Source organism: Pseudomonas sp. AC252, from assembly GCF_979258105.1.
Genome location: NZ_OZ409837.1, coordinates 5,371,928 through 5,390,893, shown reverse-complemented (window position 1 = coordinate 5,390,893; position 18,966 = coordinate 5,371,928). Strand labels below are relative to the sequence as shown.

Below are 18,966 nucleotides of genomic sequence, written 5' to 3'. Positions count from 1 at the left end.
GATGAAGCAGAAAAGATTGAGTTTGTTTCATTAGGATCGGATCCCGACAATGGCTGCCATCGAATAAGCATCTGGAGTTTTTTGTCATGGCACTGGCCCATTCCCTTGGATTTCCGCGCATCGGTCGCGACCGCGAACTGAAGAAAGCGCAAGAGGCGTTCTGGAAAGGAGAACTGAATGAGGCGGGCTTGCGTGACGTCGGGCGTGCGCTGCGCAAGGCCCATTGGAACTTGCAGAAAAACGCTGGCATCGACTTGCTGCCGGTCGGCGATTTCGCTTGGTACGACCAGGTGCTCACGCACTCGCTGATGTTCGGCGTGATCCCCGAACGCTTCCGCCCGCATGACGGCAAAGCCACGCTGCAGACGCTGTTCAGCATGGCCCGGGGTGTCAGCAACGGCTGCTGCGGCGGTGGCCACGCTCAGGAAATGACCAAGTGGTTCGACACCAACTATCACTACCTCGTACCGGAATTCAGCGTCGATCAACAATTTCAGCTGGGTTGGGAGCAGCTGTTTGAGGAAACAGAAGAGGCCCGTGCGCTGGGGCACAACGTCAAACCGGTGATCATCGGCCCGCTAACCTATCTGTGGCTGGGCAAAACCAAAGGCACCGATTTCGACAAGCTCGATTTGCTTGATCGCCTGCTGCCGCTGTACGGCCAGATCTTCGCGCGACTGGCAGCATTGGGCGTGGAGTGGGTGCAGATCGACGAGCCGATTCTGGTGCTCGATCTGCCTCAGGACTGGAAGAATGCCTTCGAGCGCGCCTACAACCAGATCCAGCGCGACCCGCTGAAAAAACTGCTTGCTACGTACTTCGGTGGTCTGGAAGAAAACCTCGGCCTGGCGGCGAACCTGCCGGTCGATGGCCTGCACATCGATCTGGTGCGCGCGCCGGATCAGTACCCGACCATTCTGGATCGTCTGCCGGCCTATAAAGTGCTGTCGCTGGGTGTGGTCAACGGCCGCAACGTCTGGCGCTGCGATCTGCAAAACGCGCTGGTGACGCTGCGCCATGCCCATGAGCGTCTGGGTGACCGTTTGTGGGTGGCGCCGTCCTGCTCGTTGCTGCACAGCCCGGTTGATCTGGGCCGAGAAGACCAGCTCGATGCCGAACTGAAAAGTTGGCTGGCATTTGCCGTGCAGAAGTGCGAAGAGGTCGCCGTGCTCGCTCAAGCGGTCAGCGAGCCGGAAGCGCCGCAGGTGTTGCGCGCCCTGGCGCAAAGCCGCTCGGTACAAACCAGCCGCGCCGCCTCGCCGCGTATTCACAAGCCGGCGGTGGAAGCGCGGGTTGCGGCGATCACTGCCAGGGATGCGCAACGCCAATCGCCGTTTGCCCAGCGCATCGCCAAACAGCGCGGCAAACTCGATTTACCGCTGTTTCCGACCACCACTATTGGTTCGTTTCCGCAAACGGCGGCGATCCGACTGGCGCGTCAGGCCCACAAGCAAGGCAAGCTCAGCGCGGCCGATTACACCGATGCGATGCATACGGAAATTCGCCACGCTGTAGAAATTCAACAACGCCTCGGCCTCGATGTGCTGGTGCACGGTGAAGCCGAGCGCAACGACATGGTCGAATACTTCGCCGAGCAACTCGACGGCTACGCATTTACCCGCTTTGGCTGGGTGCAGAGCTACGGTTCTCGTTGCGTCAAACCGGCGGTAATCTTCGGCGACCTCAGCCGCCCGCAAGCGATGACGGTCGAGTGGATTCGCTACGCCCAAGGTCTGACCAACAAAGTCATGAAAGGCATGCTGACCGGCCCGGTGACCATGCTGATGTGGTCGTTCGCCCGCGAAGACGCCAGCCGCGAGGTGCAGGCTCGACAACTGGCGCTGGCCATTCGTGACGAAGTGAATGATCTGGAAGCGGCAGGAATCAAAATCGTGCAGATCGACGAAGCGGCGTTCCGCGAAGGCTTGCCGTTACGCCGGGCGCAGTGGCCGGCGTATCTGGAATGGGCAAGCGAAGCTTTCCGCCTGTGCGCCTCCGGCGTGCGCGATGAAACCCAAATCCATACGCACATGTGCTACAGCGAATTCAACGATGTGATCGAGTCGATCGCGGCGATGGATGCCGATGTCATCACCATCGAAACCTCACGGTCGGACATGGAACTGCTTGAGGCTTTCGAAGCGTTCGCCTACCCGAACGACATCGGCCCGGGCGTCTACGATATTCACTCGCCACGGATTCCCGATGTGACGGAAATGGTTGGCTTGCTGCGCAAGGCGGCGCAGCGTATTCCGGTCGAGCGGCTGTGGGTCAATCCGGATTGCGGGTTGAAAACCCGAAGCTGGCCAGAGACCGAAGCGGCGTTGGTGCACATGGTCAACGCCGCACGACAACTGCGCAAAGACTGGGCCTGATCCATTACCGCCCTGGAATACATAATCCCTGTGGGAGCGAGCAAGCTCACTCCCACAGGATTTCGCGCTACACCCGCCATCCCCGGCAACCCACAAAACCACTGTGGGAGCGAGCCTGCTCGCGAAGGCGGTCTGTCAGCCACAAATAAATCGCCCGACCTGCCGCCTTCGTGAGCAAGCCCACTCCCACAGGATTTCGCGCTACACCCGCGATCCCCGGCAACCCACAAAACCAATGTGGGAGCGAGCTTGCTCGCGAAAGCGGTGTGTCAGCCACAAATAAATCGCCCGACCTGCCGCCTTCGTGAGCAAGCTCACTCCCACAGGATTTCGCGCTACACCCGCCATCCCCGACAACCCACAAATCCAATGTGGTAGCGAGCCTGCTCGCGAAAGCGGTCTGTCAGCCACATATAAATCGCCCGACCTGCCGCCTTCGTGAGCAAGCCCACTCCCACCAGATCACGCGCTACACCCGCGATCCCCGGCAACCCACAAATCCAATGTGGGAGCGAGCCTGCTCGCGAAAGCAGTCTGTCAGCCACAAATAAATTGCCTGACCTGCCGCCTTCGTGAGCAAGCTCACTCCCACCAGATTACGCGCTACACCCGCGATCCCCGGCAACCCACAAAACCAATGTGGGAGCGAGCCTGCTCGCGAAAGCGGTGTGTCAGCCACAAATAAATTGCCTCACCTGCCGCCTTCGTGAGCAAGCCCACTCCCACAGGATTTCGCGCTACACCCCGATTCCCGGCAACCCACAAATCCATTGTGGGAGCGAGCTTGCTCGCGAAAGCGGTCTGTCAGCCACAAATAAATCGCCCGACCTGCCGCCTTCGTGAGCAAGCCCACTCCCACAGAATTTCGCGCTACACCTGCCATCCGCGCCAACCCACAAATCCACTGTGGGAGCGAGCCTGCTCGCGAAAGCGGTCTGTCAGCCAAAGATAAATTGCCTGACCTGCCACCTTCGTGAGCAAGCTCACTCCCACAGGATTTCGCGCTACACCCGCGATCCCCGGCAACCCACAAATCCATTGTGGGAGCGAGCTTGCTCGCGAAAGCGGTCTGTCAGCCACAAATAAATCGCCCGACCTGCCGCCTTCGTGAGCAAGCCCACTCCCACAGAATTTCGCGCTACACCCGCGATCCCCGGCAACCCACAAAACCAATGTGGGAGCGAGCTTGCTCGCGAAGGCGGCGTGTCAGCCACCGATAAAATGCCCGGCCTGCCACCTTCGTGAGCAAGCCCACTCCCACAGGATTTCGCGCTACACCCGCGATCCCCGGCAACCCACAAGTCCACTGTGGAAAGCGAGCTTGCTCGCGAAAGCGGAATGTCAGCCACAAATAAATCGCCCGACCTGCCGCCTTCGTGAGCAAGCCCACTCCCACAGGATTTCGCGCTACACCCGCCATCCCCGACAACCCACAAATCCAATGTGGGAGCGAGCTTGCTCGCGAAAGCAGTGTGTCAGCCACAAATAAATCGCCCGACCTGCCGCCTTCGTGAGCAAGCTCACTCCCACAGGATTTCGGTTGTACTAAAGAATCCCGGCAACTCCACAAATCTCATGTGGGAGCGGGCTTGCTCGCGAAGGCGGTCTCTCAGCTACACATGCATCAAGCAAGGAAACGCAATATCGGCGCACCATCGAACGGGTCCGTCAGGTAGTGCGCCCTGACTCCGAAAGTCGTCTGCAACCGCTCCGGCGTCAGCACGTGCAACGGCTCGCCCAATGCCGCCAGACGCCCGCGCTCCAGCACCGCCAGGCGATCGCACTTGAGTGCCTGATTGAGATCGTGCAAGGCGATCAACGTCGTCACCGGCAGTGCGCGGACTACTTGCAGAATGCTCAACTGATGCTGGATGTCGAGGTGGTTGGCCGGTTCGTCGAGCAGCAGGATCTGTGGGCGTTGTGCCAGAGCGCGGGCGATGTGCACGCGTTGGCGTTCGCCGCCGGAGAGGCTGCGCCAGAGTCGGTTGCGCAGGTGCACGGCGTCGACGTCAACCAGCGCTTGCTCGACGATCGCATCATCGGCGGGGGACCACGGTTGTAGTGCCGACAACCACGGCGTCCGCCCCAGCGCCACCGCGTCGAACACGCGAATGCCATCGTCGGTATCGGCCTGTTGCTCAACCACCGCGAGTGTCTGCGCGATGCTGCGCCGTGACATCTTGCCCAGCACCCGACCGTGGAGTTGCACTTGGCCCACGCTCGGTTCACGCAGCCCGGCGAGCAATTTGAGCAACGTGGATTTCCCCGAACCGTTCGGCCCGACAATGCCCAAGGTCTCGCCGCGCTGAACGTCGAGGCTGACACCGTTGAGCAACTCGGCACCGCGCACCTTAAAGCCCACACCCGCACAACTCAGAACGGTGTTCATCGCGCCGATCTCCGGCCTACCAGAATCAGCGCGAACACCGGCGCGCCGACCAGCGCGGTGATCACACCGACCGGAATCACCTGCCCCTTGATCAGGGTGCGCGACAGCACATCGGCGGCAATCAGAAACACCGCGCCGCCCAGTGCACTGGCGGGCAGCAGACGCGCATGCCCCGTGCCGAGCAACAACCGCGCTGCGTGGGGAATCACCAGGCCGACAAAGCCGATCGAGCCGACGATCGACACCATCACCGCCGTCACCAGCGCGGCGCAGCCGATCAACAGAATTTGCACGCGTCGCACTGGAATGCCGAGCGAGGCTGCTGAGTCCGCGCCAAAGGTAAACGCATCCAGCGCCCGCCGGTGCCGCAGGCAAACGACCAGCCCGAGCAAGGCCACTGGGACCGCCAGCCACACCGACGGCCAGCGCACGCCGCCGAGATTGCCGAGCAGCCAGAACATGATCCCGCGCGCCTGTTCCGAACTGGCCGAGCGGGTGATCAGAAACGCGGTGAGGGCATTGAACAATTGCGAACCGGCAATCCCGGCCAGAATGATCTGCCCCGTGCCGCTGGCCGAGCCGCTGACCCGCGCCAACAGGATCACCAGCACGAACGCCGTCACCGCACCGGCAAAGGCACCGACCGACAATGAAATCGCCCCGGCACCGACGCCGAGCAGGGCGACCATCACCGCGCCGGTCGAGGCCCCCGCAGAAATGCCCAGCAGATACGGATCGGCCAACGGATTGCGCAGCAGCGATTGCAGGATTACGCCACAGGTCGCCAGCCCGGCACCGCACGCCGCAGCGACCAGGGCGCGGGTCAGGCGGTAATTCCAGACAATGCCTTCGTCGATCGGGTCGAGCACATAGCCGGCGCCCCACAGCTTGTTGGCCAGCACCTGCAACACCACGCTCGGCTCGATCGAAGTCTCACCAATGGCCACGCCGCCGGTCAGCGCAACCGACAGCGTCAACAGCACCAGCAGCAAACGGATCAGGCGTCTGCTCATTGCGACAGGTCGTAGCCGTTGATGGCGCTGGCCAGTTGTGCGAGGCCATTGAAGGTACGCAGGCTGGCCTGCATGGCCATGGCGTCGAGGATGATGATGCGATTGTGCTTCACCGCGTCCATGTTGCGCGTCACCGGATCGCTGCGCAGGAAGGCGAGTTTCTTCTGATAGTCGTCCGCCGGGAAACGCCGACGATCCATGCGCGCGATCACCAGAAATGTCGGCTTGGCCTTGGCGATGGTTTCCCAGCCGACGGTTGGCCATTCTTCATCCGACTCGACGACGTTGCGCACGCCGAGGGTGCTGAGCATGAAGTCGGGAACGCCTTTGTGCCCAGCCACGAACGGCTCGATGTCCATCTCGGCGCTGGAGAACCAGACCAGGGCGCTGACGTCTTTGCGTTGCTGTTTTTTCGCCGTGGCGATCGACTGTGCGAGGCTGGCTTTGAGCTGCTCATTGAGCTGTTCGCCACGCGCCTGCACATCGAAAATCGCTGCCAGTTGGCTCACGCCTTTGTAGATGCTGTCGATGCGAAACGGCGCCAGCCGCGTGCCGTCCGAGCCGACGAGGTTGTCCTTGGCTTCGCAATCGGAGGGCAGCAGATAGGTCGGAATCTTCAGTTCATGAAACTGCTCGCGGGTGCCGACCGCGCCTTGCGGGCCGACCATCCATTCCAGCTCCACCGCAACCAGCTCCGGACGTTTGCCGATCACCGCTTCGAAACTCGGCTCGTTGTCGGCGAGGCGCTCGACCCTGTCGTTCTGCGCGTTGTATGTGCCCAGCACGTCGTTGAACCACAACGAGGTGCCGACGACTTTGTCGCCCAGGCCCAAGGCATAAAGCATTTCCGTACCGGCCTGGCCGATGGTCACCGTACGCGCGGGCGCGTGCTGAAAGGTCAGGCTGCTGCCGCAGTTTTCGATGGTCAGCGGATACGCAGTCGGCGCCGCTTGCGCCAAGGCACAGAGGCTCAGACCGGTGAGCAGGGTAGCAACGCGGGGCAGCAGCATGGGGCAGTCTCCAGGGGAACCGTACGGGGAGGGCGGGTACGGTTGGAAACACACCTCGGGCGCGGTCGTGGAAACTGCGCAAGGCCGGCACGGGGAAAACGCGCACGGCACGATGTCCTTCCCGGACACCCCGCCGGTTAGTCGTCATTGTGCCGGCAGGTCTCCTGACTGGTGCGTCGTCGCCATGCTCCGGCCTTCCCGGGTTTCACCCAGTGGCAGTCAAGGAGCAGGCTCGGCACCTACAGTTGCGGGGGCAGTTCCGATTGATGCTGTGCAAGCATTTCGGATTCCCTATTAATTCCGTGTGGAAACCGGCGGCGGCATGGTAGTCGATTTGCGCGGTGGAGGGGGAGGCGAATCTGCCACAGCGTCGATTTTGTCGTCGGCATTGCAATCTCCCGTATGCACTGATTAATATACGATCCATATACACATCGTATCGGATTCATATATGGGCATCGTAAAGATTTCAGAGGACATGCACGAGAACCTGCGTATCTCCAGCAACGCCCTCAGCCGCTCGATCAACGCGCAGGCCGAGCACTGGATGCGCATCGGCATGCTCGCCGAGCTGCATCCCAACCTCGACCACAGCGCCATTTGCCGCCTGCTGATCCGCGCCGAACAGAACGGCGGACTGGATCTGCAACAACTGACCCAGGAAGCCGTCAGCGCATGAGAAACCAGATCAAAATCAACACGCCGGCCGACATCGAAAAATCCCGCGCCGCCGGCAAACTCGCCGCCGAAGTGCTGGCGATGCTGGTGCCGCATGTGAAGGCCGGCGTGACCACCGATGAACTGGATCGGCTGTGCAACGACTACATCGTCAATGTGCAGAAAGCCGTGCCGGCGAACGTCGGGTATCACGGTTTTCCGAAAACCGTCTGCGCATCGGTCAATGACGTGGTGTGCCACGGGATTCCATCGGGTACGCCATTGAAGGATGGTGATATCGTCAACCTCGACATCGCCGTGATCAAGGACGGCTGGTTCGGTGATACCAGCCGCATGTATGTCGTGGGTGAGGCGAGCCCCGAGGCGCAGCACTTGATCAAGACCACTTACGATGCGATGTGCGCGGGCATTCGCGCAGTCAAACCGGGCGCAACGCTGGGGGATATCGGTCATGCGATCCAGAGCCTGGCGGAGGCGGAGGGCTTCAGTGTAGTGCGCGAGTACTGCGGTCACGGCATCGGCAAGGTCTATCACGATGAGCCGCAGATCCTGCATTACGGCTTCCCCAATCAAGGGCTGAAGCTCAAGGCCGGGATGATTTTCACCGTGGAGCCGATGCTCAATGCCGGCAAGCGCCATGTGAAGAACATGCCGGATGGCTGGACCGTGCTGACCAAGGATGGCTCGTTGTCGGCACAGTGGGAGCATATGGTGGCGGTGACGGAGAGCGGGTTTGAAGTGCTGACGGCTTGGCCGGATGAGGTTGAAGGGTATTCCCCGATTCATTGAACAATACCGAACCTGTGGGAGCGAGCTTGCTCGCGAATGCGGTGCGTCATTCAACATTAATGGTGACTGACACGGCCTCTTCGCGAGCAAGCTCGCTCCCACGGGGAATTTCACTGGATTGGGTTTTAGTGAGCACCCGCTGCTTTGTTCAGGTCGCTCTCCGTCCACTCGGTATAAACACACGCATCCGCCGTCGCCCAGCGCACCCGCACCGGATCCCCAGCCTTGAGTGGCATGCCGGCGGCCGACAGCGCTTTCACCGTCATCGACGTCCCGCCCGCCGTCACCACGCTGCACGTCTGGCTTTCACCGAGAAACAGCACCTCCACAACATTCGCCGACACCTCATTCCAGCCCGCCGCCAACGGCTCATCGAGCGCCTGCTGCGTGCTCAGCGCCAAGGCTTTTTCCGGGCGCACCATCAGCAGCACATCCTGATCGGTGTGCAATCCCGCCGTCAGCCGAATCGACAACGACTGCCCCTCGAAACTCGCCGCTGCATTGCTCTGCGCCTTGAGTTTGAGGAAGTTCGAGTTACCCAGAAACGACGCAACAAACGCATTCGGCGGGTTCTGATAAAGGTCGTAACCGCTGCCGAGACCGACAATCTTGCCGTGGCTGAAAATTGCGATGCGCTGGGACAGACGCATGGCTTCTTCCTGGTCGTGCGTCACGTAAACGATGGTGATGCCCAGGCGCCGGTGCAGTTGGCGCAGTTCGTCTTGCAGGTCTTCGCGCAGTTTTTTATCCAGCGCACCGAGTGGTTCGTCCATCAACAGAATGCGCGGCTCGTAAACCAGCGCCCGGGCGATGGCGACACGTTGTTGCTGACCACCAGAGAGTTGCGAAGGGCGGCGATGGGCGAACTGTTCCAGCTGCACCAGCTTCAACATCGCATCGACGCGTTTTTCGCGCTCGGCCGTCGCCAGTTTGCGAATGGCCAGAGGGAAGGCGATGTTGTCGCGCACCGACAGATGCGGGAACAGCGAATAGCGCTGGAAGACCATGCCGATGTCGCGCTTGTGCGGCGGCACGTTGACCAGCGACTGGCCGTTGACGAGGATCTCGCCGCTGCTCGGGGTTTCGAACCCGGCGAGCATCGACAGCGTGGTGCTTTTGCCCGAGCCGCTGGAGCCGAGGAAGGTGAGGAATTCACCGTCCTTGATGTCCAGCGAGATATTGTCGACGGCAGCGAAATCGCCGTAATGCTTGTTCAGGTTGCGCAGACTGACCAGGGGTTTGTCGTTCTGCTGGGATGCGTCTTTGATCACGGCACTCATGTCGTACTCCTGGGCGCTCAGGCGCTGATTTCATTGCGCCGGCGCAGGGCGGCGGCGATCACCATGACCAATACCGACAGGCCGATCAGCAGCGTCGAAGCGACGGCGATCACCGGGGTCAGGTCCTGGCGCAGGGTGGTCCACATTTTCACGGGAAGGGTTTGCAGGGTCGGGCTGGCCATCATCACGCTGAGCACCACTTCGTCCCACGAAACGAGAAAGGCGAAGAGGGCGCCGGCGACCATGCCCGGACGGATCGCCGGAAATGTCACCTTGAACACCGCTTGCAAACGCGAGGCACCACAGATCACCGCCGCGTCTTCAATCGACTGATCGAACAGCTTCAGCGAGTTGATGATCGAGATGATGGTGAACGGCAGCGCGACGATCACATGGCTGACCACGAAAGCGAACATCGTCCCGGTATAACCGAGCTTGAGGAACAGCGCGTATACCGCCACGGCGATGATCACCAGCGGCACGATCATCGGCAGGGTGAACAGGCCGTAGAGCATCTCGCGACCGGGAAAGCGCCCGCGCACCAGCGCAAACGCGGTCGGCAAACCGAGGGCCACGGCGCAGATCGTGGTCAGCACGGCAACCTTGAGGCTGGCCGCAGCGGCGTTCATCCAGTCGGGGTTGGAGAAGAACTGGCCGTACCATTTCAGCGTCCAGCCCGGTGGCGGGAACACCAGCCACTGCGAGGAGCCGAACGACAGCAGCACGATGAACACGATCGGTAACAGCAGGAACAGACCGATCAGCCCAGTCGTGGCGTAGAGGCCGAAACGCATGCGTCGGCTCATGGCATTGGGGGTCAGGAGCATGTCGGCTTACCTCGCGTTACTGGCGCCAACCGGGGATTCCGGTTGAAGCTTCAGGTAGAAGTAGAACAGCACCAAGGTGATTGCGATCAACAACGCGGCGCCGGCACTGGCCAGGCCCCAGTTGAGGAACGATTGCACCTGCTGAATGATGAACTCCGGCAGCATCATGTTCTGCGCCCCGCCCAGCAAAGCGGGGGTGACGTAGTAACCGAGCGACATCACGAACACCATCAAACCCCCTGAGGCCAGGCCCGGCCGGCACAGCGGCAGGAACACCCGGAAGAAGTTGGTCCACGGGCTGGCGCCGCAGATCGAGCCGGCCTGCAGGATCATCGGGTCGATAGCCTGCATGGTCGCCTGCAACGGCAGCACGATGAACGGGATCATGATGTAACTCATGCCGATCACCACGCCGGTGAGGTTGTGCACCATCTCCAGCGGTTGATCGATGATGCCCATCGCCATCAAGGCCTTGTTAATCACGCCCGAGGCTTGCAGCAGCACCAGCCAAGAATAAGTGCGGGCGAGCAGGCTGGTCCACATCGACAGCAGGACGATGTTGAGGATCCAGCGCCCCCAGCCGCGCGGCACCAAGGTGATCGCCCAGGCCAGCGGAAAGCCCAGCAGCAGACTGAACAACGTCACCAGCCCGGCCACCGAAAAGGTGTTGAGCAGTACTCGCGCATAGGCCGAGTTGGCGAACAGTTGTTCGTAGTTGCCAAGGCCAGGCACAGGTTCCAGCACACCGCGCAGCAGCAGGCCAATCAACGGCGCCAGAAAGAACAGGCCGAGGAACAGCAGCGCCGGGACGAGGTTGCCGGCGCCGCGCCAGCGTTGCTTGAGGGCCGAACCGGCAGCGCCAGGGGCGCTCCCGGTGGCCGTGGAGGGACGGGGCGCAGTGGCCGCGATTTTCATTTGACCAGCCATTCGTTCCACCGTGTCGCGATAGCCGGACCGTTCTTGGCCCAGTAAGCGAAATCAAGGGTGATCTGATCCTTGGCGTAAGCCGTCGGCAGGTTGGGCGCCAGCGTCGAATCCAGACGCTCCACACTGTCGAGGTTGACCGGCGCGTAGGCGGTCAGGTTGGAGAAGTCGGCCTGGCCTTTGGCGCTGCTGGCATTGGCGAGGAACTTCATCGCCGCGTCCTTGTTTTTCGAGCCTTTTGGAATGACCAGAATGTCGGCCATGACCAGGTTCTGTTTCCAGCTCACGCCCACCGGTGCGCCGTCTTCCTGCAAGGCGTGCACGCGACCGTTCCAGAACTGGCCCATGCTCGCTTCGCCGGACGCCAGCAGTTGCTGCGACTGCGCGCCGCCGCCCCACCAGACGATGTCTTTCTTGATGGTGTCGAGTTTCTTGAAGGCGCGATCAAGATCCAGCGGGTAGAGCTTGTCAGCCGCAACGCCGTCGGCCAGCAGCGCCAGTTCGAGCACGCCGGGGCTTGGCCATTTGTACAGGGCGCGTTTGCCCGGGTAGGTCTTGGTGTCGAACAGCGCGCTCCAGTCCTGCGGCTTGTTGGCGCCGAGCTTGCCTTCGTTGTAGCCGAGGACAAAGGAGAAGAAGAACGAACCGACGCCGTGATCGTTGACGAAGCGCGGATCGATCTTGTCGCGCTGGATCACTTTGAAGTCGAGGGGTTCGAGCAGGCCTTCGGCGGCGGCGCGCAGGGCAAAATCGGCTTCGACATCGACCACGTCCCACTGCACGTTGCCGCTTTCGACCATGGCCTTGAGTTTGCCGTAGTCGGTCGGCCCGTCTTGAACGACGGTGATGCCGCTGGCCTTGCTGAACGGATCGGCCCAGGCCTGTTTCTGCGCATCCTGGGTGCTACCGCCCCAGCTGACAAAATTCACGCTTTCGGCAGCCATTGCAGCCTGGCCGGTAACGCTGAGCAGTCCCGCGAAAAAGATCGCGGTTGCAGCTTTGTTCAACACCATGTTCACGCCCTCATTGTTGTGTTTTTGAGCGGGCCTTGCGTTGTTGCCCGCCTGTCGGGAGCAGTAGCTGGACGGTTTTTCGGTTCGTCCGGTCTATGGAATATCATATTATGGTATTCCAAACTTTGTGCAAGCACTTTGCCTTACCGGTTATCTGGCGGATAAGCTTTTTGTCGTTCGACAGAATTTGATTTGAAGCGCGGATCCCTTGTGGGAGCGGGCTTGCTCGCGAATGCGTCGGGTCAATCAACACTGATGTCACCTGACAGGACGCCTTCGGGAGCAAGCCCCTCCCACAGAGAATGTTGTTTCAAGTGGGTTATTCGCTGAAGGGAATGCTTTCAACCACCTCAAGGTCATACCCGGTCAACCCGGCATATTTCAGCGGTGGGCCAAGGTGGCGCAGCTTGCCCACCCCAAGGTTCTGCAGAATCTGCGCCCCCGTCCCGACCTCGGAGTAAATTCGTGACTGCGAGCGGCTGAACTGCCGTGGCGGCTGGGTCAGCTGCGGCACGCGCTCGAGCAACGCCTGCGACGACTCATGGTTGGCCAGCACGACCACAACCCCATGACCTTCCGCCGCGACCCGTTGCAGCGCCGCCCACAGCGTCCAGTTCGTCGGTCCGCTGTACTCGGCACCGACCAGATCGCGCAGCGGATCGATCACATGCACGCGCACCAGTGTCGGCTCTTCACGGCGCAGGTCGCCCATGACCATCGCCATGTGCACGCCGCCCTCGATGCGATCTTCGAAAGTGATCAAACGGAAGGTGCCATGCACCGTCGGCAGCTCTCGTTCACCGATGCGTTCGATGGTGTGCTCGGTGCTCAGGCGGTAGTGGATCAGATCAGCAATGGTGCCGATCTTGATCCCGTGCTTGCGCGCGAACTGCTCCAGATCCGGACGGCGGGCCATGGTGCCGTCGTCGTTCATGACTTCAACGATGACCGAGGCCGGGGTGAAACCGGCCAGGCGCGCCAGATCGCAACCGGCCTCGGTGTGCCCGGCGCGGGTGAGCACGCCACCTTCCTTGGCGCGCAGCGGGAAGATGTGGCCGGGCTGCACCAGGTCTTCGGCGCGGGCATTCGGCGCGACGGCAGCGGCAACGGTGCAGGCCCGGTCTGCCGCGGAAATGCCGGTGGTCACGCCAACTGCCGCTTCGATCGACACGGTAAATGCAGTGCTGAATACACTGCCGTTGGCAGGCACCATTTGCTCCAGACCCAGGCGCTGACAATGTTCATCGGTCAGGGTCAGGCAGATCAGCCCGCGTGCCTCGCGGGCCATGAAGCTGATAGCCTCCGGCGTGCAGCGGTCTGCGGCCAGCAGCAGGTCGCCTTCGTTCTCGCGGTCTTCGTCATCGACCAGCAGGACCATTTTGCCGAGGCGATAATCTTCGATGATTTCTTCGATGCTGTTGAAGGCCATGCTGGACTCTCAGGGTTCGTTGGAAATATATTGGTATACCATAATACAAAATCAACAAAGAGGTCACTATGAAGGCGTACTGGATTGCACATGTGGATATAGCCGATGCCGAGCACTACAGCCAATACACCCAGCGCACTCCGCAGGCGATTGCCGCATTCGGCGGCAAGTTTGTCGCCAGAGGCGGGCGCAGCGAGGCGCTGGAAGGACGGCAGACGCCACAGCGCACAGTGATCATCGAGTTTGAGAGCTATGAGAAAGCCGTGGCGTGCTACCGCTCGGCGGCGTATCAGGAGGCGAAGAGTTACCGCGAGGAATGGGCGAGGGCGGAGATCATCATCGTTGAGGGCGTTGCCCCGATTTAAGCCGCATTGATCGTTCCCACGCTCCGCGTGGGAATGCAGCCCGGGACGCTCTGCGTCCCATCCAGAGCCGAACGCGGAGCGTCCGTAGAGGCATTCCCACGCGGAGCGTGGGAACGATCAGGGGGCAGGTGATTTTTAGCGCATGAAATGAATCTTGCCGCTGTCATCATTGCCCATGTAAATCCCGTAGACCCCGGCTTGGCGCTCTTCGATATAGCGCTCGAGGATCTGCCGGATCGCCGGGTAGTAGATCTGCTCCCACGGAATCTCTTCCGGGGCGAAGAACTTGTAATCCATGGTCTCCGGCCCGTACTGCCCGGTAATCTCGAGGGCGATGGCGCGGAAGATGATGTACACCTCGCTGATCTTCGGCACGCTGAAAATCGAATACGGCGAGACGATTTCCGCGCGCACGCCGCTTTCTTCCCAGACTTCGCGCAGCGCCGCCTGCTCGGTGGTTTCACCGCTTTCCATGAACCCGGCCGGCAGCGTCCAGGTGCCCGGGCGTGGTGGGATCGCCCGTTGGCACAGGAGGTATTTGCCGTCCTGCTCGATGATGCAGCCGGCAATGATCTTCGGATTGACGTAGTGGATATAGCCGCAGCCGCGGCACATCAGGCGCTCGTGCGTATCACCCGGCGGCGTCTGCTGACCGAGGTCAGGGCCACCGCATTTCGGGCAAAAGCTCGGGCTGAACATGTCATTGACCTATGCGGGGTTCTTTCAGCGCGATCGGCAGGGTGATCGCCGGAGTGCCTTTGACGGCGACGCCGGTTTCTTCCTGCTTGCGCTTGAGATAATCGAGGGCCACGGCGGCGGCCGCGCGGACGTGATCAACACACGCCTGATGCGCCGCCAGCGGATCACCGCTCTTGATCGCCTCGACCATTTTTTCCATCTCGTGATTACTCGCGCCGCGTCGGTTTTCCTGGGAGACCGAGGTCGCGCGCAGATAGCTGATGCGCGCCTGCAACTGGCGCAATTGCGTGGCGGCGACATGGTTGCCCGAGCCTTCGAGCAGCACGTCGTAGAAACCCTGCACCGAGTCGATCACCTGTTGCAGCTCGCCGTCCTTGAGCGCCTTGCGGTTGTCATCAAGGGCTTTTTCCAAAGCTTTGATGTCCTTGGCTTTGGCGCGCAGGGTAAACAGCTGGACGATCAGGCCTTCGAGCACGCAACGCAGTTCGTAGATATCGACAGCGTCGTCAAGGGTGATGATGGCTACGCGCGGGCCTTTGGCGTCGGCGAATTCCACCAGGCCTTCGGATTCGAGGTGACGCAAGGCTTCGCGCACCGAAGTGCGGCTGACACCGAGGCGATCACAGAGGTCGCGTTCGACCAGGCGATCCCCTGGCATGAGCTGGAAATTCATGATCGCGCTACGCAGTTTGTCCAGCACGATTTCGCGCAGGGTAACGGGATTGCGATTGACCTTGAAGCTGTCGTCGAGTGGCTGGCGTTTCATGGGGTCCGCTCTTGAGCTTGGCTGTCCATGCCAGACGGGCATCAAAACAGCCGAGGGTTAACTGGAGGCCTCGGCGTCGGCTTCGGCAAAGGCTTCACGGGCCAGCCGGAAACTGTCCACGGCCGCCGGAACGCCGCAATAAATGCCGACCTGAAGCAGAATTTCGCGTATTTGCTCACGACTCAGGCCGTTACGCAAGGCGCCACGCACATGCAGCTTGAGTTCATGCGGGCGGTTGAGCGCCGAGATCATCGCCAGGTTGATCATGCTGCGCTCCTTGAGCGACAGACCCTCACGCCCCCAGACATGGCCCCAGCAGTATTCAGTGACCATTTCCTGCAGCGGACGGGTGAAATCGTCGGCGTTCTCGATCGAGCGTTGCACGTAGGCTTCGCCGAGCACCTGCGTGCGGATCTGCAGGCCTTTTTCATACTTTTCGTTACTCATTTCTTTCGCCTCACCTCAATCCTGTGGGAGCTGGCTTGCCAGCGATAGCGGTAGTTCAGTCAGCATTGATGTTGAATGTCCCGTCGCCATCGCTGGCAAGCCAGCTCCCACAGGGTTTTGCATTGTTCTCAAACAAGGGTCGGCAACGCACCCAGCTTGCCCTTGTGATAAATCATCGGCGTCACCGGTTGCTCGGGCAGGATCAGGTTCTTCACTGCGCCGACAATGATCGCGTGATCGCCGCCGTCGTATTCACGCCACAACTCGCACTCGATGATCGCCGTGGCCTTGGCCAGAATCGGGTTGCCCAGATCGCTCAGGTGCCACTCGATGCCCTGGGCCTTTTCTTTGCCCTTGCCGGCGAACGCGTAGGCTTCGGCGGTCTGCTCGGCGGAGAGCAAGTGGATGGCGAATTTCTTGCTGTCGCGCAGCACCGGGTAGGTGTCGGACGCGTAATTGGGGCAGAACAGCACCAGCGCCGGGTCGATCGACAGCGCGCTGAACGCGCTGGCGGTGATGCCGACGATGCCGCCGTCCGGGTCGAGGGTGGTGACCACCGTGACGCCGGACGGGAACGAGCTCATGACGTCTTTGTAAATGCCGGGTTCGATCATTTCGCAGGACTCCTAGCGCATCACAAACGGATCAGGCATTGGCGCCTGGGAGAGGTTGATCCACACCGTTTTCAGTTCGGTGTAGGCCAGCACCGAGTCGATGCCGCTTTCGCGTCCATAGCCACTGTTCTTGAAGCCGCCGATCGGCGCCATCGCCGACACCGCGCGGTAAGTGTTGACCCAGATAATCCCCGAGCGCACATCGCGCGCCAGACGATGGGCGCGACCGAGGTCGCGGGTCCAGATGCCGGCGGCGAGGCCGAACTGTGAGTCATTGGCGATCGCCAGCGCTTCGGCTTCGTCTTTGAAACGAATCACCGAAGCCACCGGGCCGAAGACTTCTTCCTGCATGATCTTCATCGAATTGCGGTCGCATTCGAACAGCGTCGGCTCGTAGAACCAGCCTTCGCCAACATCGCTCGGACGCTTGCCGCCGGTGCGCAAGCGCGCGCCTTCGGCGATCGCATCGGCGACCAGTCCTTCGACCACCGCCAGTTGCTGCGCAGTGGCCATCGGGCCCATTTCACTGTGGTCTTCCTGCGGGTTGCCGATGCGGATGCGCTGGGCGCGCTCGACCAGACGATTGACGAACTCGTCGTAGATTTCGTCCTGCACCAGCAAGCGCGAACCGGACACGCAGCTCTGCCCGGACGCCGCGTAGATGCCGGCAATCGCGCCGTTGATCGCACTGTCGAGATCGGCGTCGGCGAAGATGATATTCGGCGACTTGCCGCCCAGTTCCAGCGACAGCTTGGCGAAGTTCTCGGCGCTGCTGCGTACTACATGCCGCGCCGTGGCCGCGCCGCCGGTGAAGGCGATCTTGCGGATCAGCGGATGGCGGGTGAGGGCGGCGCCGGTGCTCGGCCCGTAACCGGTGACGACGTTGACCACACCCGGCGGAATTCCGGCTTCAAGGGCCAGACGCGCCAGTTCGAGAATGGTCGCCGAGGCGTGCTCGGACGGCTTGATCACAATCGTGTTGCCGGCGGCGAGGGCCGGGGCCAGTTTGATCGCTGTCAGGTACAGCGGGCTGTTCCACGGAATGATCGCGGCGACCACACCCATGGCTTCGTGCACGGTGTAGGCAAACAGGTCAGGCTTGTCCAGCGGCAGGGTGCCGCCTTCAAGCTTGTCAGCGAGGCCTGCGGTGTAGTGGAAAAACTCCGGCAGATAGCTGACCTGGCCACGGGTTTCGCGGATCAGCTTGCCGTTGTCGCGGCTTTCCAGCTGCGCCAGGTGTTCCTTGTTTTCTGCGATCAGATCACCGAGACGGCGCAGCAGTTTACCGCGCGCGGTGGCGGTGAGGCCGCGCCACGCCGGGCTGTCGAAGGCCGTTTGCGCCGCTTGCACGGCGCGTTCGACGTCCGCTTCATCGGCGTCGGGCAGTTCCGCCCAGGCTTGCGCGGAGGCCGGGTTGAGGCTTTCGAAGGTCTTGCCGGAGAGGGCGTCGACCCAGTCTCCGCCGATGCACATCTGGAAGCGTGCGAGTGTCATGCAACGATCCCCTTTATATGGTTTTGTCGGGAGTGTGCGAATTGGAGAAATTCCAGCAGCATCTGGTTGACCAGACGCGGCGACTCTACCGGCATCATATGCCGTTGCTCGGGCAGCACGGCAACCTTCGCACCGGGGATGCGTCGGGCCAGTTGCTCGGCCATTTCCGGGGTCGAGCCGGGGTCGAGTTCGCCGGTGGCGATCAGCGTCGGCGCCTGAATACTGCTCAGGTCGTCGGCGCGGTACATGTCCTGGGTGGCAAACAATTCGTAGGTGGTCAGGTAGCCCTGCGGATCGTTGTTGGCCAAGGTCTGGCGCAATGCAGCGATCTGCGCCGGGTTGGCCGCCTGATATTCACGGCTGAACCAGCGGGACAACGCCGCTTCGGCATTGGCGTCCGGGCCATGTTCGGCAGCCTGCGCGGTGCGAGCGATGACGCCGGCACGCTGTTCTTCGCTGCGGTTGAACACGCTGTTCAACACCACCAGGCTTTGCAGGCGCTCCGGGTAATGCAAGGCAAAGGCCCGCGCGACCAGGCCGCCCATGGAGAAACCGATCACCGCTGCCTGCGGCACATTCAAGTGATCAAGCAGCTCGAGCAACTGATCGGCGTAACCGAGCAGGTCGGTGCCGCTGGCCGGGCGCGGGCTGGCGCCGTGGCCGAGCATGTCGTAGGCGATCACCTGGTACTGGCTGGCGAGGCCGACAATCTGCCCGCCCCACATTTCTTTATTCAGGCCCACGCCGTGGATCAAAACCACGGGCTGGCCTTGGCCGGTCGCCAGGTAACTGGTGCCAGCCGGGGTGAGTTCAGCGGTGAGCCGAATCATGGAGCGCTCCTGCAATGCCTTTCT

At 61.5% G+C, this 18,966-nt stretch carries 18 protein-coding genes and 1 riboswitch; of the genes, 4 read left to right on the top strand and 14 right to left on the bottom strand.

Going from position 1 to position 18,966, the window contains the following annotated elements; all coding sequences use genetic code 11:
* Positions 1-86 precede the first annotated feature (86 nt).
* Entirely contained in the window at positions 87-2,375 is a 2,289-nt protein-coding gene (gene metE, locus ACZZZ4_RS24415) for a 5-methyltetrahydropteroyltriglutamate--homocysteine S-methyltransferase (protein WP_463549015.1), read from the top strand.
* Between the two features lie 1,624 nt (positions 2,376-3,999).
* Here the strand turns inward: metE and ACZZZ4_RS24410 are convergent.
* From ACZZZ4_RS24410 to ACZZZ4_RS24400, 3 genes are read right to left on the bottom strand one after another with little or no spacing between them, the layout of a single operon-like run.
* Complete coding sequence (locus tag ACZZZ4_RS24410) at positions 4,000-4,764, bottom strand: ABC transporter ATP-binding protein (RefSeq protein WP_463549014.1); 765 nt, start codon at positions 4,762-4,764, stop codon at positions 4,000-4,002.
* Positions 4,761-5,777: a FecCD family ABC transporter permease gene (locus tag ACZZZ4_RS24405; protein WP_463549013.1), complete on the bottom strand. Its 1,017-nt coding sequence runs from the start codon at positions 5,775-5,777 to the stop codon at positions 4,761-4,763. The genes ACZZZ4_RS24410 and ACZZZ4_RS24405 overlap by 4 nt, the downstream gene beginning before the upstream one ends.
* Positions 5,774-6,787, bottom strand: a complete 1,014-nt coding sequence (locus ACZZZ4_RS24400; protein WP_463549012.1) for an ABC transporter substrate-binding protein — start codon at positions 6,785-6,787, stop codon at positions 5,774-5,776. The genes ACZZZ4_RS24405 and ACZZZ4_RS24400 overlap by 4 nt, the downstream gene beginning before the upstream one ends.
* 137 nt (positions 6,788-6,924) lie before the next feature.
* Positions 6,925-7,118, bottom strand: a riboswitch (cobalamin riboswitch).
* 120 nt (positions 7,119-7,238) lie between these two features.
* Here ACZZZ4_RS24400 and ACZZZ4_RS24395 point away from each other — a divergent pair.
* The gene (locus ACZZZ4_RS24395; RefSeq protein WP_007918027.1) at positions 7,239-7,466 is read left to right on the top strand and encodes a ParD-like family protein; all 228 of its coding nucleotides are present in this window, start codon (positions 7,239-7,241) and stop codon (positions 7,464-7,466) included.
* Entirely contained in the window at positions 7,463-8,254 is a 792-nt protein-coding gene (gene map / locus ACZZZ4_RS24390; protein WP_310409380.1) for a type I methionyl aminopeptidase, read from the top strand. The genes ACZZZ4_RS24395 and map overlap by 4 nt, the downstream gene beginning before the upstream one ends.
* Before the next feature lie 125 nt (positions 8,255-8,379).
* Here map and ACZZZ4_RS24385 read toward each other — a convergent pair whose 3' ends face one another.
* From ACZZZ4_RS24385 to ribBA, 5 genes are all read right to left on the bottom strand, one after another.
* Positions 8,380-9,534 (bottom strand): ABC transporter ATP-binding protein, encoded by a 1,155-nt coding sequence (locus ACZZZ4_RS24385; protein ID WP_463549011.1) that lies wholly within the window; start codon positions 9,532-9,534, stop codon positions 8,380-8,382.
* Positions 9,535-9,551: 17 nt separating this feature from the next.
* On the bottom strand, positions 9,552-10,361 hold the full coding sequence (locus tag ACZZZ4_RS24380) for an ABC transporter permease (RefSeq protein WP_007918021.1): 810 nt from the start codon (positions 10,359-10,361) through the stop codon (positions 9,552-9,554).
* Positions 10,362-10,367: 6 nt separating this feature from the next.
* Entirely contained in the window at positions 10,368-11,276 is a 909-nt protein-coding gene (locus ACZZZ4_RS24375; protein ID WP_310409446.1) for an ABC transporter permease, read from the bottom strand.
* A complete protein-coding gene (locus tag ACZZZ4_RS24370) occupies positions 11,273-12,298 on the bottom strand; it encodes an ABC transporter substrate-binding protein (RefSeq protein WP_039763888.1) in 1,026 nt (341 codons plus the stop codon). The genes ACZZZ4_RS24375 and ACZZZ4_RS24370 overlap by 4 nt, the downstream gene beginning before the upstream one ends.
* A 319-nt stretch (positions 12,299-12,617) precedes the next feature.
* The gene (gene ribBA, locus ACZZZ4_RS24365; protein ID WP_039763890.1) at positions 12,618-13,727 is read right to left on the bottom strand and encodes a bifunctional 3,4-dihydroxy-2-butanone-4-phosphate synthase/GTP cyclohydrolase II; all 1,110 of its coding nucleotides are present in this window, start codon (positions 13,725-13,727) and stop codon (positions 12,618-12,620) included.
* Positions 13,728-13,795: 68 nt separating this feature from the next.
* Here ribBA and ACZZZ4_RS24360 point away from each other — a divergent pair, with 68 nt between their 5' ends.
* The gene (locus ACZZZ4_RS24360) at positions 13,796-14,092 is read left to right on the top strand and encodes a DUF1330 domain-containing protein (RefSeq protein WP_463549010.1); all 297 of its coding nucleotides are present in this window, start codon (positions 13,796-13,798) and stop codon (positions 14,090-14,092) included.
* A gap of 135 nt (positions 14,093-14,227) precedes the next feature.
* On the opposite strand, the gene ACZZZ4_RS24355 is transcribed toward ACZZZ4_RS24360, so the two are convergent.
* The 6 genes from ACZZZ4_RS24355 to ACZZZ4_RS24330 form a co-directional block, all read right to left on the bottom strand.
* Complete coding sequence (locus ACZZZ4_RS24355; RefSeq protein WP_024013191.1) at positions 14,228-14,791, bottom strand: NUDIX hydrolase; 564 nt, start codon at positions 14,789-14,791, stop codon at positions 14,228-14,230.
* Between the two features lies 1 nt (position 14,792).
* Positions 14,793-15,557: a GntR family transcriptional regulator gene (locus tag ACZZZ4_RS24350; protein ID WP_016775014.1), complete on the bottom strand. Its 765-nt coding sequence runs from the start codon at positions 15,555-15,557 to the stop codon at positions 14,793-14,795.
* A gap of 57 nt (positions 15,558-15,614) precedes the next feature.
* Positions 15,615-16,004 carry a carboxymuconolactone decarboxylase family protein gene (locus ACZZZ4_RS24345; protein WP_024013190.1) on the bottom strand — a complete coding sequence of 130 codons (390 nt, stop codon included), beginning with the start codon at positions 16,002-16,004 and terminating at the stop codon, positions 15,615-15,617.
* Between the two features lie 128 nt (positions 16,005-16,132).
* Complete coding sequence (locus ACZZZ4_RS24340) at positions 16,133-16,618, bottom strand: flavin reductase family protein (RefSeq protein ID WP_463549009.1); 486 nt, start codon at positions 16,616-16,618, stop codon at positions 16,133-16,135.
* A gap of 12 nt (positions 16,619-16,630) precedes the next feature.
* Positions 16,631-18,112 (bottom strand): aldehyde dehydrogenase, encoded by a 1,482-nt coding sequence (locus ACZZZ4_RS24335; protein WP_039763902.1) that lies wholly within the window; start codon positions 18,110-18,112, stop codon positions 16,631-16,633.
* Positions 18,109-18,942, bottom strand: coding sequence for an alpha/beta fold hydrolase (locus ACZZZ4_RS24330; RefSeq protein WP_129999509.1), 834 nt, complete (start codon positions 18,940-18,942; stop codon positions 18,109-18,111). Before ACZZZ4_RS24330 ends, ACZZZ4_RS24335 begins: the two co-directional genes overlap by 4 nt.
* Positions 18,943-18,966 lie beyond the last annotated feature (24 nt).

What these genes read in the sequence shown, in the direction of transcription:
- metE (WP_463549015.1), top strand. Translation starts at nt 87, where the DNA reads ATGGCACTGGCCCATTCCCTTGGATTTCCGCGCATCGGTCGCGACCGC.
- ACZZZ4_RS24385 (WP_463549011.1), bottom strand. Translation starts at nt 9,534, where the DNA reads ATGAGTGCCGTGATCAAAGACGCATCCCAGCAGAACGACAAACCCCTG.
- ribBA (WP_039763890.1), bottom strand. Translation starts at nt 13,727, where the DNA reads ATGGCCTTCAACAGCATCGAAGAAATCATCGAAGATTATCGCCTCGGC.
- ACZZZ4_RS24405 (WP_463549013.1), bottom strand. Translation starts at nt 5,777, where the DNA reads ATGAGCAGACGCCTGATCCGTTTGCTGCTGGTGCTGTTGACGCTGTCG.
- ACZZZ4_RS24370 (WP_039763888.1), bottom strand. Translation starts at nt 12,298, where the DNA reads ATGGTGTTGAACAAAGCTGCAACCGCGATCTTTTTCGCGGGACTGCTC.
- ACZZZ4_RS24360 (WP_463549010.1), top strand. Translation starts at nt 13,796, where the DNA reads ATGAAGGCGTACTGGATTGCACATGTGGATATAGCCGATGCCGAGCAC.
- ACZZZ4_RS24335 (WP_039763902.1), bottom strand. Translation starts at nt 18,112, where the DNA reads ATGACACTCGCACGCTTCCAGATGTGCATCGGCGGAGACTGGGTCGAC.
- ACZZZ4_RS24400 (WP_463549012.1), bottom strand. Translation starts at nt 6,787, where the DNA reads ATGCTGCTGCCCCGCGTTGCTACCCTGCTCACCGGTCTGAGCCTCTGT.
- map (WP_310409380.1), top strand. Translation starts at nt 7,463, where the DNA reads ATGAGAAACCAGATCAAAATCAACACGCCGGCCGACATCGAAAAATCC.
- ACZZZ4_RS24410 (WP_463549014.1), bottom strand. Translation starts at nt 4,764, where the DNA reads ATGAACACCGTTCTGAGTTGTGCGGGTGTGGGCTTTAAGGTGCGCGGT.
- ACZZZ4_RS24355 (WP_024013191.1), bottom strand. Translation starts at nt 14,791, where the DNA reads ATGTTCAGCCCGAGCTTTTGCCCGAAATGCGGTGGCCCTGACCTCGGT.
- ACZZZ4_RS24330 (WP_129999509.1), bottom strand. Translation starts at nt 18,942, where the DNA reads ATGATTCGGCTCACCGCTGAACTCACCCCGGCTGGCACCAGTTACCTG.
- ACZZZ4_RS24345 (WP_024013190.1), bottom strand. Translation starts at nt 16,004, where the DNA reads ATGAGTAACGAAAAGTATGAAAAAGGCCTGCAGATCCGCACGCAGGTG.
- ACZZZ4_RS24340 (WP_463549009.1), bottom strand. Translation starts at nt 16,618, where the DNA reads ATGATCGAACCCGGCATTTACAAAGACGTCATGAGCTCGTTCCCGTCC.
- ACZZZ4_RS24375 (WP_310409446.1), bottom strand. Translation starts at nt 11,276, where the DNA reads ATGAAAATCGCGGCCACTGCGCCCCGTCCCTCCACGGCCACCGGGAGC.
- ACZZZ4_RS24395 (WP_007918027.1), top strand. Translation starts at nt 7,239, where the DNA reads ATGGGCATCGTAAAGATTTCAGAGGACATGCACGAGAACCTGCGTATC.
- ACZZZ4_RS24380 (WP_007918021.1), bottom strand. Translation starts at nt 10,361, where the DNA reads ATGCTCCTGACCCCCAATGCCATGAGCCGACGCATGCGTTTCGGCCTC.
- ACZZZ4_RS24350 (WP_016775014.1), bottom strand. Translation starts at nt 15,557, where the DNA reads ATGAAACGCCAGCCACTCGACGACAGCTTCAAGGTCAATCGCAATCCC.